This window comes from Muricoccus radiodurans (assembly GCF_050154705.1).
In the GTDB taxonomy this organism is placed as follows: Bacteria; Pseudomonadota; Alphaproteobacteria; order Acetobacterales; family Acetobacteraceae; genus Roseomonas; species Roseomonas radiodurans.
Genome location: NZ_CP189561.1, coordinates 457574 through 470873, shown reverse-complemented (window position 1 = coordinate 470873; position 13300 = coordinate 457574). Strand labels below are relative to the sequence as shown.

Here is a 13300-nt window from a genome sequence, read left to right as displayed (position 1 = left end):
GCCCCTCCCCGCGCCCGCATATCGCGGCGATGACCCAGGCTCCGCACCTGATCTTCGACCGGCCCCTGCTGCGCCGCCGCCGCGAGCGGTCGGCCGCGACCCAGCACCGCATCGCCCCGGTGTTGGACGCGGCCGCCGCCCGTCTGCTGGACCGCCTCGACGACACGACCCGCCGCTTCCATCGTGCGCTGGAGATCGGCGGCCGCGGCCATGTCGCGCCCGTCCTCGCCGCACGCGGGATCGAGTCGGTGATCTCGATGGACCTCTCGCCCCGGCAGGCCGCGGCGGCGGGCGGCCTCGCCCTGGCCGCCGACGAGGAGTGGCTTCCCTTCGCACCCGGCAGCTTCGACCTCGTCGTGGCGAATCTCTGCCTTCACTGGGTGAACGACCTGCCCGGCGCGCTCCTGCAGATCCGACATGCCCTGGCGCCGGACGGGCTGTTCATCGCCACCCTGCCAGCCCTCGGCACGCTCCAACCCCTGCGCGAATCCCTCGCCGCGGCGGAGGCGGAGCTCCGCGGCGGCACCGCCCCGCGCGTCTCCCCCTTCCCGGAGCTCCGGGACGGCGCCGGGCTGCTGCAGCGCGCCGGATTCGCCCTGCCAGTCGCCGACCTGGAAGAGATCTCGCTGCTCTACCGCACGCCGCTCGCGCTGCTGCGCGACCTGCAGGCCGCGGGCGAGACGAACGCCGTGCTGGCACGGGATCCGCGCACCCCGCCCCGTGCCCTCTTCCCCGCGGCGCTCGCGATGCTTCCCTCGGGGTCCGAGGGCAGCGTGCCGGCCGTGCTGCGGCTCCTCACGCTGACGGGCTGGAGTCCCTCGCCCGACCAGCCGAAGGCCGCGCGGCCCGGCAGCGCCAATGCACGGCTGGCGGATGCGCTGGGGACGACGGAGCGCGGCCTCGGGGAGCCGGCGGGCCGCGCCTGAGCGCCCTCTGCGGCAGCGCAGAAGGACGAGGTTGAGCGAGGCGGCGTGGGAAAGAATCCTCGCTCTCCCCCAAGTCACCCTCGCCCCGACTCCGATCCGACGCTCGCCGGGGTCAGAGCCCCGTCCCCTCCAGCCGCAGAATCGCGCGGGCGAGAGCCTGGGCGCGGGGAACGAGGGTGGCGACCTCCAGGTATTCCTCCGGGCTGTGCGCCTTGCCGCCGACCGGGCCGACGGCGCACAGCGTCGGAGCGCCCACCGCCGCCGTGAAGCCGCTATCCGCGCAGCCGCCGGAGAACTCGCCCTTGATCTCCAGCCCGGACTCGGACGCCGCGGCGCGGTAGCCCTCGAACAGGCGGGCGGCCGCGGGAGACTGCGTGAGGGGCAGGAACTCCCCGCGAATGGTCAGCGTCGCCTTCGTGCCGGGCACGGAGGAACGCGCGACGATGTCATGGATCTTGCCCATGATCTCCTCGCGATCCGCGGGCTCCACGTAGCGGAGGTCGATCTGCATCTGGGCGCTGGGAGCCACGGTGTTCACGCTCTGCCCGCCGCTGACGAGGCCGACATTCAGCGTGATCCCGCGCTGCAGGTCCGTCAGGGCGTGGATCGCGGTGATCTTCGCGGCCATCTCGCCGATCGCGCTGATCCCGGCCTCGAAGTTTCCGCCGGAATGGGCAGCGCGGCCCTCGATGTCCACCACGGAGAAGACGCCACCCTTGCGTCCCGTCACGATGCCGCCGGACGGGCGGCCAGGCTCGGAGTTGTAAACGACGCGGGCGCGGCGGGCCTCCGCCTCGATCACCGCGCGGCCTTCGGGAGAGCCGATCTCCTCATCCCCGGTGAAGAGACCGACGAGCGGGCCGGGAGCCCCGCCATGCTTCGCGAAGGCGGCGAGGACGAACATGTTCATCACCAGCCCCGCCTTCATGTCGGCCACGCCGGGCCCGTAGGCGCGGCCATCCTCGATCCGGAAGGGACGGCGCTCCGGCTCGCCCTTCGGGAAGACGGTGTCGCGGTGGCCCATCAGGACGATGTTCTGGCGCGCATTGCCGGATGCGGTGGCGTCGCCGCCCGCGACGGTGGCGCGCAGGCAATCGCCGAAGCGCTCGCCACGGACGGTCTCTACCGGGATCGCGTGGCGCTCCATGAAGGCGCGGACCTGGGCGCCGACCGCGTCCACGCCCGCCTTGTCGTAGGAGCCGCCATCGGTGTTCACCATGGCCTTGAGCTCCCCGAGCATCGCCTCGCCCTGTGTGGCGATCCAGGCGGTGATGGCGGCTTCGGCGGTCGCGGCGTTCATGCGGTCGGCTCCCCTGCGATGAACCGAGCGGTCCTCCATCGGGCCGCGGCCGTCAAGCCGGCGCGGCGTGGCCCCTTGAGACGACGGGCGCGGCCCGCTTGGCCCAGTTCTCCCGCCGGCTCGTCGCCGGTGCCGCATGACCGGGATGCGCGGCGGACACACCGGCGTCGCCTATTGGAACCATAGCGGCAACCTCATGGCCGCCGCCCGCCACGGCCGACTATGGTTCCGTCATTGCAACGCGAGACAAAAGGAGCGTTTCGAGATGTCCACCACCACGCGTCCCCTGAGCCCGGCCGAGCTGGCGAAGGTGACCGGCGGCGCCTACGTCCCGGGCACCGACGCAAGCGAGACCATCCAGACGGGGAACGACGCCGACCTCGTCATCGCCCAGGGCGGAAACGACACCGTCTTCACCAGCGGCGGCGACGATCAGGTGCAGGCCGGCGCGGGCAACGACTACGTGGACTCGGGCAGCGGCAACGACCTCGTCTTCGGGCAGGATGGCGACGACACCCTCTTCACCGGCGCGGGGAACGACCAGGCCCAGGGCGGCGCCGGCCACGACTCCATCAGCGGCGGCGGCGGCTCCGACCAGCTTTTCGGGCAGGAGGGCAATGACCTGCTCTACGGCGGCCAGCAGGATCGCGCGGCGGACTACATGGAGGGCGGCTCGGGCAACGACACCTTCGTCTGGTCGCCGGGGGACGGGAACGACCAGTTCCAGGGCCAGGACGGCACCGACCAGCTGCACCTCCCGAATGTCAGCTTCGAGCAGCTGCAGGCCGGCCTTCAGTTCTACGACCCGAGCCTGTCGCTGCTGCAGCGGTCAGACGGCGCCGTCTTCGCGACCAACCCCCAGGGCCAGATCGTGCCCTTCAGCGGGGCGCTGACCGTCGGCGGAGAGACGATCAGCTTCAACGATATGGAGAGTTTCCGGCTCAGCTGATCCGGATCGTCTGCTTCACCTTGCGGGCCGGCGCGTCGGACGCGCTGGCCCAGTTCGGTTCCCGCCCAGACGGCCTCGATCCGCAGGAGGCCGGAGGGCGGGCTATTCCAGCCGGCCCAGGCGCTGCACCGCGCGGACGAGGCGCGCCGCGTCCTCCTCGTAGAAGCGCTGGAAAGCCTCTCCGTCGCGGTGATCGAGCGTGTTGCCGCCGGTGATCATCACGCGGCGAAAATCAGCGTCCTCCACCACCTCACGGCACGCGGCGCGGATGCGGTCCTGCACCGTGGAGGGCGTGTAGGCCGGGGCGAAGAGACCGGTCCAGATGTAGTACTCGGCCTCGTGGTAGCCCTTCTCGATGAGGGTCGGCACGTCCTCGAAGCCGACCAGCCGGCTGCGGCCCCAGGTGGCGAGCGGGCGGAGCGCGCCGCTGCGGACGTGCTGGGCGATCGGGCCGGGGCCGGAGGCCAGGCAGTTCACCTGCCCCGCCAGCAGCGCGGTCAGCGCCGGCCCGCCGCCCTGGAACGGCACGTGGAGCAGGTCCAGTCCCGCCGCCAAGGCGAGCATCGCCATGGGCATGTGCAGGGCGGAATAGGTCCCGGCGGAGGAGTAGGACACGCCGGTCGGGCGCCGCCGGGCATCGGCGATAAACTCCTCGATGCTGCGGATCGGGCTGGAGGCCGGCACCACCAGCACCGTCGGATCGGCGCTGAAAAGCGTGATCGGCAGGAGCTGGCTCGTCTCGTAGGCGGGGGTGCGGTTGTTGATCCGCGCGGCCTCCGGCAGCAGCGGCATGGAGGAGAGCGCCATCAGCAGCGTGTAGCCATCCGGCGCGGAGCGGGCGACGTGGGCGTTGCCGATCTCCCCCGCCGCGCCGCCGCGGTTCTGGATCGGGACGGGCACGCGCCAGATCTTCTCCAGCGTCGCGGCGACGGGGCGTCCGACCACGTCCGCCTGCCCGCCGGGCGGAAAGGCGACGACCATGGTCACGGGGCGGTTGGGATAGGGTGCCTCCTGCGCGCCCGTGGCCCGGGCGAGCGGCAGGCCTGCGGCGGCGCCGAGCGCGGCGCGGCGTGTGAAGGTCATGCTCTCCCCTCCCTAACCGACCGGGTTCTCCAGTACGCCGATGCCCTCCACCTCGATGCGGACCACGTCCCCGGCGGTGAGGAAGCGGGGCGGCTTGAAGCCGATGCCGACCCCGGCCGGGGTGCCCGTGGCGATGACGTCGCCGGGCTCCAGCGTGATCGCCGCGGAGATCGTCTCGATCAGGGTCGGGATATCGAAGATCAGATCGGCGACGGGTGCGTCCTGCCGCAGCTCGCCGTTCACCCAGGTGCGCAGCCGCAGCGCGGTCGGGTCAGACACCTCGTCGGCCGTGACGATGGCCGGGCCCATGGGGCAGAACCCGTCGATGCCCTTGCCGAGCAGCCACTGGCGGTGCCGGTGCTGGGTCGTACGGGCCGTGACGTCGTTGACGATGGTGTAGCCGAAGACGTGCGAGAGCGCGGCGGCCCTCGGGATGCCGCGCCCCTTCTCCCCGATGATGACCGCCAGCTCGCCCTCGTAGTCCACGGAGTTGGTGGGATCGAGGGCGGCGGGAATCTCGTCACCGGGCGCGGAGACGGCGGTCGGCGGCTTGCTGAACACCACCGGCGCCTCGGGCACCACCTCCTTCGCGGTGGCATCGAATCCCGAGCCGGCGAACTCCTTCGCGTGCTCATGGTAGTTCTTGCCGACGCAGAAAATGTTCTTCGCGGGCCGGGGGATGGGCGCGAGGAGAGCCGCACCCTGGACGACCGGCGCCTTCGCCGCCACGGCGCGCAGGCGGTCCAGCACCGCATCGCCCCCGGCGATCACCTCCAGCATCGTGATCGGCAGGGAAGGGTCGGCCGCCGCGGCGTCCAGCACCTCACCGGACGCGGAGAGGATCCCGATCCGTGGGCCCCGGCCGTCGCGGAAGGTGACGAGTCGCATGCATTTCTCCCCTGGACCCCCATCGGCGCATGGCCGCGCGCCCGGGGCAACCCCCGGTTGCCGGTCCGTTCCGTCAGGCCGGCGGTTCGCGCGGGGTGTCGGGCATCGCGAGGACGCGCTCCAGCGCGCGGGCCCCGCGCAGGCAGAGGTCGTCCCGGCCCTGAGCCGCCACGATCTGCACGCCGCGCGGCATCCCCTCCTCGTCCAGGCCGGCGGGCAGGGTGATGGCGGGCTGCCGCGTGAGGTTCTGCGCGAAGGTCCAGGGCGCCCAGTCCCGCCACAGCGCCTCGGTCGGCCGGAGGGTCGGCTGGTCCGCGGCGAAGGCGGCCGTCGGGGTGGAGGCGGTGAGGACGAGGTCGTAGCGCTGGTGGAAGAGTCCCATCCGGTGCGCCGCCTCCACCCGCATCGCCTCGGCGCCGAGGAAATCCACCGCGGACATGCCGCCCTCCCGCCGTGCGACCTCGGCGAGGCCGTCGTCCAGCGCGTCGCGCCGGTCCTCCGGCGTGGTGGCGACGAGCCGGGACAGCGCGACACCCCAGACGCGGCCGAAGATATGGCGGGTGTCGGGCAGCTCCGGATCGGCCTCCTCCACGCTCGCGCCCTCCGCCCGCAGGATCTCTGCCGCGCGCTGCAGGGCGGACTCGCCCTCCGCGTCCAGCGGCGGGTCGAAGCCCCAGCGGCGAACGAGAGCGATCCGCATCCCGCGCACGCCCTCCTCGATGCCGGCGCGCCAGTCGCGCGGGTCGTCCGGCAGGCAGAGCGGGTCCCGCACGTCGGCGCGCGCCAGGGCCGAGAGCATCAGCGCCGCATCCCGCACGCTGCGAGTCATCGGCCCGGCCACGGCCACGGCGGAGAAGGCGCCGTGCGGCCATTGCGGCACCCGGCCGTAACTCGGCTTCAGGCCGACGACGCCGCAATACGCCGCGGGGATGCGGATGGAGCCGCCGGCATCGGTGCCGATGTGCAGCGCGCCGAAGCCGGCCGCCGCGGCGGCGCCGGCCCCGGAGGAGGAACCGCCCGTCGTGCGGCGCGGGTCCCAGGGGTTGCGGGTGATGCCATGCAAGGGACAGTCGCCCGGCGTCTTCCAGCCGAACTCCGTCGTGGTGGTCTTGCCGATGATCACCGCGCCGGCGGATTTCAGGCCGATCACGGCCGGCGCGTCCTCGGACTGCGGCGCGGGGTCGGTGGTGCGGCTGCCGCGGCGGGTAGGCAGGCCCTGCATGTGCAGCAGGTCCTTCACCGTGCAGGGCACGCCGTCCAGCGGGCCGATGGGCCGGCCGGCGGCCCAGCGCGCCGCGCTCTCCCCGGCCTGGCGGAGGGCGTTCGGGTTCATCACCGCGAAGGCATTGATGCCGGGGTTGAGGCGGGCGATCCGCTCGGTGACGGCGCGCAGGGCCTCCAGCGGAGAGAGGGCGCGGCGGGCGTAGAGGGCGAGCAGGGTTTCCGCGCTCATCTGCGCGGGATCGGTCTCGGTCATCATGGGTCCGGTGGCAGGTCCGGGCCAGGATGCGCCCGGACCGCGGACCGGGGAATGCCGGCCCGGGCCCGCCCGGCGAGATGGACCGTGGTGAGGACGGGCCCGCGACGGCCGCGACAATTGCGAGGTCGCACAGACCCATGAGGATTGACTAACCCTCCGGCACGCCAACGAGCGTCAGCGGAGACACGAGTGCCATGGGATTCGTCTTCTTCACCGTCGGGGACGCGCTGCCGAGCGTGACGACCGGACAGATCCTGCTCCGGCGGCATCGCCCCGGCGCGGCGATCACCGCCGACGGCCGCTTCGGACCGAGGACGAAGGCGGCGACCTCGGCCTACCAGAAGGCGCATCCCCCGCTGGGCGGCGACGGGATCATCGGGCCGAACACCTGGAACAACATGATGCAGATCAGCGGCTTCCAGACCGTGGATCTGGTGGACGGGACCGATCCGTCCCTCGTCACGCTCGAGGCGCGGGACATCACCCAGGCGGGCGGGACGCCGATCATCGTGTACGGGCAGTCCAACGGCCTTCAGTACGCGATGCAGCAGATCGCCGCCCGCGCGCGGCCGGGAAAGCTTGCCCTGCTGCGGATCCACGGGCACGGGAACAAGGGCATGCAGAACGTGACGGGCGGGGAGATCTACGGGGCACCCCACATGGCCTCCATCTCCCTGGAGCGCTTCGAGGAGAGCGTGCCGGCCCTCATGCTCATTCGCGACCGGTTCACCGGCTTCGGCGCGGTCCAGCTCCTGGGCTGCGAGGTCGGCGGCGGGGCGCAGGGCAAGGCGCTGGTGCGGCGGCTGGCGCAGACCTGGGGCGTTCCGGTCACGGCCGGCGTGAACACCCAGTTCGGCGGCGGCAACCGGACCTTCCGGTTCGAGGGGCCGACCGTCAGCGGCTTCCCGAACATGATGGACCTCGCCGCCTGGTCGGCGCGGGTGCAGGCCGACTTCGGCAACGTCTCCATGCCGAACTGACGCGGTCCGCCCCTTCACGCGGGCACGCCGCTGGACGAACCTGTCCGCCGCAAGAGGAGCGGCGCGATGGCGGAGAATGCAGGCTTGAAGCCCTGGGAATGGCCCGAGGAGACCTGGCGCGGGCTGGTCGAGCGCGCACGCGCCGGCCGGTCCCTCGCGCCGAAGGCCTGGCCGGGCGGGGCGCGCTGCGCCGTCGCCCTGTCCTTCGACGCGGACCATGAGACCATCCCGCTGCGCGACGCCGACACCAGCCCGATGCGGATCAGCCAGGGGCAGTACGGCAACCGGAGGGGCGTGCCGCGCATCCGCGACCTGTTGCGCCGGAACGACATCAAGGCGAGCTTCTACTACCCCGCCGTCTCTGCCCTGCTGCACCCGCGGGAGGTGCGGGAGGTCGCCGACGAGGGGCACGAGATCGGCATCCACTCCTGGATCCACGAGGCGAACACCGCGCTGCCCCCCGGCGTGGAGCGGGAGCTGACCATGCGGGCGGCGGACACGCTGGAGAAGGTCTCGGGCCGGCGGCCCGTGGGCATCCGCACGGCCTCCTGGGATTTCTCCCCGGACACGCTCGGCATCATCAAGGAAATGGGGCTGCTCTACGACTCCTCCCTGATGGCGGATGATGAGCCGTACGAGCTGACGATGGACGGCCAGCCCACCGGCATCGTCGAGCTGCCGCCGGAATGGATCCGGGACGACGCCCCCTACATGACGATGCTGCGCTTCGGCGGCATCCGCCCGCACACCCCGCCCTCGGGCGTGGAGGAGATCTTCCGGGAGGAGTTCGAGGGCGCCTGGAAGGAGGGCGGGCTGTTCCTGCTGACCATGCACCCCCACGTCATCGGGCACCGCAGCCGCATCGCGCTGCTGGAGCGGCTGGTGGACTACATGAAGGGCAAGGGCGCGGTGTGGTTCGGCACCCATGAGGAGGTGGCGCGCTGGTGCAAGGAGAACGCGGCGGCCTGAGACGGCGCCGGACGGCGCGCGCCCCTCAGGGCGACGCGCCGTAGGCGGTCATGGAGGCGTAGAGGTCCCGCGTGGCGGCCGAGAGGGAGCGGTTCAGCTCTTCCAGCCCGACCACCGCCTCCACGCGGCCGGCGGCCTCCCGCGCCTCGGCCTCCGAGAGGATGAGGGTGATCAGGCCCGTCGCGCGGCACAGGCCGATCATCAGCGCGTCCCGTGAATCCGGGATCTCCCCGCCGAGGAGCACGGCGCGGAGCCGGGACCGGACCTCCTGCACCTCCGCCCCGTTGATCATCGGATAGCGGCGGTCGGGCAGGACCCAGAAGACCTTTCCCTCGACCCGTCGCAGCACGCCGCGCACCACCAGCCGGTCCAGGAAGGCACGTCGGAAGCGGGCGGCATCCTTGGACAGGTGCTCCATCCACCAGCGGCTGTCGCTCGGCGGCGTGCGGCTGGCGATGCGGGCGAGCACGTCGTCCAGCATCGGGTCGCCGAGCGGGCTCGGGGCGGCGAGGTAGAGGCGGTCCGGATCGCTGTCCACGCGGCCGGCGAGCGCGAGCTCCATGAGCACGGCGCCGGCGACGGCCAGATCCACGGCGGGCGCGGGCACGCCGACCGGACGGCCCGCCTCGTCCAGCGTGAGGAGGAGGATCTCCTCCGGCATCGTCATCGTCATCGGCGCCCCCTGCGGGCCGGACGCTACCCCGCGCGGTCCCGGCGCCCAAGATCGGCGCCGGGTGGAGGCTTCAGGCCCGGGCCGCGAGCGCCGCGGACCAGGGGGAGAGGACGTCGGTGATGCCGGTCTGCATCCCGTTCTCGGAGCGGATGAAATTCGGGCAGGCGAAGTTCACCGGGATGACGGAGTGCTCCACCACCTCCAGCTCGCCGTCCTGCGCGAGGCCCCCGATCACATCGTCCGGCAGGCGACGGTCGGCCGAGGCGCCATCCGGGCCGGAGACGTCGATGCGCGGCGTATGGGCCGCCATCTCCGGGTCCATGCCGAAGTCGAGCTGGTAGGCGAGCATCTGATAGACGCTCGCGAGGATGCGCCGCCCGCCCGAGGCCCCGCCGGCCAGGAAGGGCGTGGTCCCGTCCGTCCCGCTGACGATGACCGGGCACATGTTGCAGAGCGGCCGGGCGCCAGGGCGGATCGCGTTGGCGCTGCCGGGCTGCGGATCGAACCACATCATGCCGTTGTTCATCAGCACGCCCGTCCCCGGCAGCACGACGCGGCTCCCCATGGAGGAAAGGAGCGTCGTGGTGACGGACACCATCATCCCGTCCTTGTCGCAGACGGTCAGGTGGGTGGTGCAGGTCTCGGACGTCTCCTTCGCGGCACCGAGGCCCTTCAGCCGGTCCGAATAGGCGGCCCGCATGGCGCGTGCGAGGCCCCGGTACCACGCCGCGTCAGGGGCTCCCGACGCGGCGACGCGGTCCATCTCCGCCACCACGGCGGCCAGGGTCGGGGCCGCGGTCAGCCCCCCCGGCGTGTTCAGCAGGAAGGCGCCGCGCCAGGGAATGGTGACGGCATCGCGCGCGGCCGCGCGGCAGCCGGAAAGGTCCGCAGCGTTGATGACGCTTCCCATCGCCTGGAAGTCCTTCACCAGCTCGGCGGCGACGCCCCCCTCGTAGAAGTCGCGCAGGCCGGCGTCCCGAAGCCGCTCCAGCGTCTCGGGCAGGCGGCCCTGGCGGAAGAAGCCCGGGCTGCCCTGGTAAGGCGGCACGGGCGGCAGCCCGTCGGGCAGGTAGATGCGCGCGCTCTCGTCATAGAGGCGCAGGACCTTCGCCGAGTTCGCGATCTTCAGCGTGGTGTACCAGTCCTGCGGCAGGCCGCGCTTCGCCAGCGCCACGGCGGGCGCCAGCAGGTCCCGCACCGGCATCCCCGTCCCGAACCGCTCCCGCAGGAGGTCGTAGCCCGCCACGGAGGATGGGATCACGAAGGAGAGCGGGCCGTGGATGTTGACGTCCCCCTTCACCTCCGGCCAGGCGAAGAGGTCCTGCTTCATCCGGCCGGTCAGCGGATAGGCGGACGGGTCCACCCCCGCCGGAGCCACCGGCCCGAAGTCCACGACCTGGGCGGGCTGGCCGGGCCGGTGGACCATCGCGAAGCCGATGCCCCCGAGGCCGCTGTTCCAGGGCTCCACCGTAGCAAGGGCGAAGGCGGCGGCCACCGCGGCATCGGCCGCGTTGCCACCGGCCTCCAGGACGGACACGCCGGCCTCGGCGGCTGCACGGGACTGGGAAGCGACGATCCCGCCCCGGCCCGAGGCGCCCGGCTTGCGCACGGTCCAGTGCTGGGTGTCGTGCGTCGGGGGAACGTAGCCGGCGAGGTCTGGAAGGGCGTCGGTCATGGGGCACTCGCGGATAAGGGCGCGGGAGCCTTGCGCCGGAGCGGCCCGGCGGCAAGGGCGGGCCGGTTTACCGCGGCCCGCAAGCCGGCTTATCTGGCCCCGTTACACGAGGAGGACGCGGGATGGCCGGCACGCAGGGTTCGGGGATGGTGGTCGCGCCGGTGCTGCGCCGCTTCATCGAGGAAGAGGCGATCCCCGGCACAGGCGTCGACCCCGCCCGCTTCTGGGCGGCGATGGAGGCCACGCTGCGGGACCTCGGCCCGCGCAACGCCTCGCTGCTCGCCGATCGCGACCGGCTGCAGGAGCGGATCGACGCCTGGCACCGCGCCAACCCCGCCCGGCCCGTGGACGTCGAGACCTACGAGGCGTTCCTGCGCGGCATCGGCTACCTGCTGGACCCGCCGGCCCCGTTCCAGGTGACGACCGAGAACGTGGACGACGAGATCGCGACCATGGCCGGCCCGCAGCTCGTCGTGCCCGTGAACAACGCGCGCTACGCGCTGAATGCGGCGAATGCCCGATGGGGCAGCCTGTACGACGCGCTCTACGGCACGGATGCGATCCCGGGCGAGCGCAAGCCGGGCTACGACCCCGCGCGCGGTGCGCAGGTGATCGCGCGGGCCCGGCAGGTACTGGATCAGGCGGCGCCGCTGGCCGAGGGCAGCCACGCGGATGCGGAGGGCTATCGGCTGACCGGCGGCGCCCTCCGCGTCGCGCTGAAGGGCGGCCGGGAGACGGGGCTGCGCGACCCCTTCGGGTTCCGCGGCTTCACCGGCGACGCCGCGAACCCAACCGGCTTCCTGCTGGTGAACAATGGCCTGCACCTGGAGATCCGGATCAACCGCGACCACCCGATCGGCAAGACCGACCCGGCCGGCGTGTCCGACGTGGTGCTCGAATCCGCCCTGACCACGATCATGGACTGCGAGGACTCCGTCGCGGCCGTGGATGCGGAGGACAAGGTCGGCGTGTATCGCAACTGGCTCGGCCTGATGCGGGGCGACCTCGCCGCCAGCTTCGACAAGGGCGGACAGGTGATGGAGCGGCGGCTCAACCCCGACCGTCACTTCCACAAGCCGGAGGGCGACCGCCTCACCCTCGCGGGCCGGTCGGTCATGCTGGTCCGCAATGTCGGCCACCACATGATGACGGACGCCGTCACCCTGGACGGGGCGGAGACGGCGGAGACGATCCTCGACGCCTATGTCACCTCCCTGATCGCGCTGCACGACATCGGGCCTCACGGCAAGCGGATGAACAGCCGCAAGGGCAGCGTCTACATCGTGAAGCCCAAGATGCACGGCCCGGCCGAGGTGGCCTGGGCCGGCGTGCTCTTCGCCCAGGTCGAAAACGCGCTGGGGATGGTGCGGAACACCCTCAAGATGGGCATCATGGACGAGGAGCGGCGGACCTCCGTCAACCTCGCCAACTGCATTGCGATGGCCGCCGAGCGAGTGGTCTTCATCAACACGGGCTTCCTCGACCGCACGGGCGACGAGATCCACACCGCGATGGAGGCGGGGGCGGTCGTTCGGAAGAACGACATGCGCAAGGCCGCCTGGATCGCGGCCTATGAGGACAACAACGTGGATGTGGGCCTCGCCGCCGGGCTGCGCGGGCGGGCGCAGATCGGCAAGGGCATGTGGGCGGCGCCGGACAACATGGCCGCCATGCTGGAGCAGAAGATTGGGCATCCCCGCGCGGGCGCGAACACCGCCTGGGTCCCCTCCCCGACCGCCGCGACGCTTCACGCGCTGCATTACCATCAGGTGGATGTCGCGGGTCGGCAGGAGGAGCTGGCCACTGGCGGGCGGCGTGCCAATCTGTCCGACCTACTGACGGTCCCGCTGGCCGAGAACACGAACTGGTCGCCCGACGAGGTCCAATCGGAGCTCGACAACAACGCCCAGGGCATCCTCGGCTACGTCGTCCGCTGGATCGACCAGGGCGTCGGCTGCTCCAAGGTGCCCGACATTCACGATGTCGGGCTGATGGAGGACCGCGCGACGCTTCGCATCTCCGCCCAGCACATCGCCAACTGGCTTCGGCACTCCATCGTCTCGCGCGAGCAGGTGGAGGAGACGATGCGGCGCATGGCCACGGTCGTGGACCAGCAGAACGCCGGCGATCCGGCCTACCGGCCGATGGCCCCGGACTTCAACGGCGTGGCCTTCCGCGCCGCGTGCGACCTGGTGTTCGAGGGCGCGGCGCAGCCGAACGGCTACACCGAGTTCGTGCTGCACGCCCGGCGTCGGGAGGCGAAGGCGGGCTGAGCACGGCGCGCGGCGGACAGCCGCGCCCTACCTTTCCGGTTGAGCAACAGATAAGGCGTGCAATCAGGGGCTGTCCGGCCGTATGTTCCACTGAGGGAACGGGG

The 13300-nt window shown here is 72.1% G+C and carries 11 protein-coding genes; 5 read left to right on the top strand and 6 right to left on the bottom strand.

The annotated features are described in order from the left end of the window. The first annotated feature begins 29 nt into the window (after positions 1-29). Positions 30-926, top strand: coding sequence for a methyltransferase domain-containing protein (locus ACP6CK_RS02360; RefSeq protein ID WP_426957173.1), 897 nt, complete (start codon positions 30-32; stop codon positions 924-926). Positions 927-1038: 112 nt separating this feature from the next. On the opposite strand, the gene ACP6CK_RS02355 is transcribed toward ACP6CK_RS02360, so the two are convergent. Further along, positions 1039-2226 (bottom strand): M20 family metallopeptidase, encoded by a 1188-nt coding sequence (locus ACP6CK_RS02355; RefSeq protein WP_426957172.1) that lies wholly within the window; start codon positions 2224-2226, stop codon positions 1039-1041. Positions 2227-2491: 265 nt separating this feature from the next. Here ACP6CK_RS02355 and ACP6CK_RS02350 point away from each other — a divergent pair, with 265 nt between their 5' ends. Continuing rightward, the gene (locus tag ACP6CK_RS02350; protein WP_426957171.1) at positions 2492-3175 is read left to right on the top strand and encodes a calcium-binding protein; all 684 of its coding nucleotides are present in this window, start codon (positions 2492-2494) and stop codon (positions 3173-3175) included. 102 nt (positions 3176-3277) lie between these two features. Here the strand turns inward: ACP6CK_RS02350 and ACP6CK_RS02345 are convergent, their stop codons facing one another. From ACP6CK_RS02345 to ACP6CK_RS02335, 3 genes are all read right to left on the bottom strand, one after another. Next, complete coding sequence (locus ACP6CK_RS02345; RefSeq protein WP_426957170.1) at positions 3278-4258, bottom strand: tripartite tricarboxylate transporter substrate binding protein; 981 nt, start codon at positions 4256-4258, stop codon at positions 3278-3280. 12 nt (positions 4259-4270) lie between these two features. Then, the gene (locus ACP6CK_RS02340) at positions 4271-5146 is read right to left on the bottom strand and encodes a fumarylacetoacetate hydrolase family protein (RefSeq protein ID WP_426957169.1); all 876 of its coding nucleotides are present in this window, start codon (positions 5144-5146) and stop codon (positions 4271-4273) included. A 73-nt stretch (positions 5147-5219) separates the two neighbouring features. After that, the gene (locus ACP6CK_RS02335) at positions 5220-6626 is read right to left on the bottom strand and encodes an amidase (RefSeq protein WP_426957168.1); all 1407 of its coding nucleotides are present in this window, start codon (positions 6624-6626) and stop codon (positions 5220-5222) included. Between the two features lie 194 nt (positions 6627-6820). Between ACP6CK_RS02335 and ACP6CK_RS02330 the strand changes: the two genes are divergently transcribed. Together ACP6CK_RS02330 and ACP6CK_RS02325 are read left to right on the top strand one after the other, a co-directional pair. After that, entirely contained in the window at positions 6821-7606 is a 786-nt protein-coding gene (locus tag ACP6CK_RS02330) for a DUF4347 domain-containing protein (protein WP_426957167.1), read from the top strand. A 66-nt stretch (positions 7607-7672) separates the two neighbouring features. Further along, the gene (locus tag ACP6CK_RS02325) at positions 7673-8575 is read left to right on the top strand and encodes a polysaccharide deacetylase family protein (RefSeq protein WP_426957166.1); all 903 of its coding nucleotides are present in this window, start codon (positions 7673-7675) and stop codon (positions 8573-8575) included. A 25-nt stretch (positions 8576-8600) separates the two neighbouring features. Here ACP6CK_RS02325 and ACP6CK_RS02320 read toward each other — a convergent pair whose 3' ends face one another. Then, on the bottom strand, positions 8601-9248 hold the full coding sequence (locus tag ACP6CK_RS02320; RefSeq protein WP_426957165.1) for a GOLPH3/VPS74 family protein: 648 nt from the start codon (positions 9246-9248) through the stop codon (positions 8601-8603). A gap of 70 nt (positions 9249-9318) precedes the next feature. Further along, the gene (locus tag ACP6CK_RS02315; RefSeq protein WP_426957164.1) at positions 9319-10923 is read right to left on the bottom strand and encodes a gamma-glutamyltransferase; all 1605 of its coding nucleotides are present in this window, start codon (positions 10921-10923) and stop codon (positions 9319-9321) included. A 122-nt stretch (positions 10924-11045) separates the two neighbouring features. On the opposite strand from ACP6CK_RS02315, the gene ACP6CK_RS02310 reads away from it, so the two are divergent. After that, positions 11046-13196: a malate synthase G gene (locus ACP6CK_RS02310; protein WP_426957163.1), complete on the top strand. Its 2151-nt coding sequence runs from the start codon at positions 11046-11048 to the stop codon at positions 13194-13196. The last annotated feature ends 104 nt before the right edge of the window (positions 13197-13300 follow it).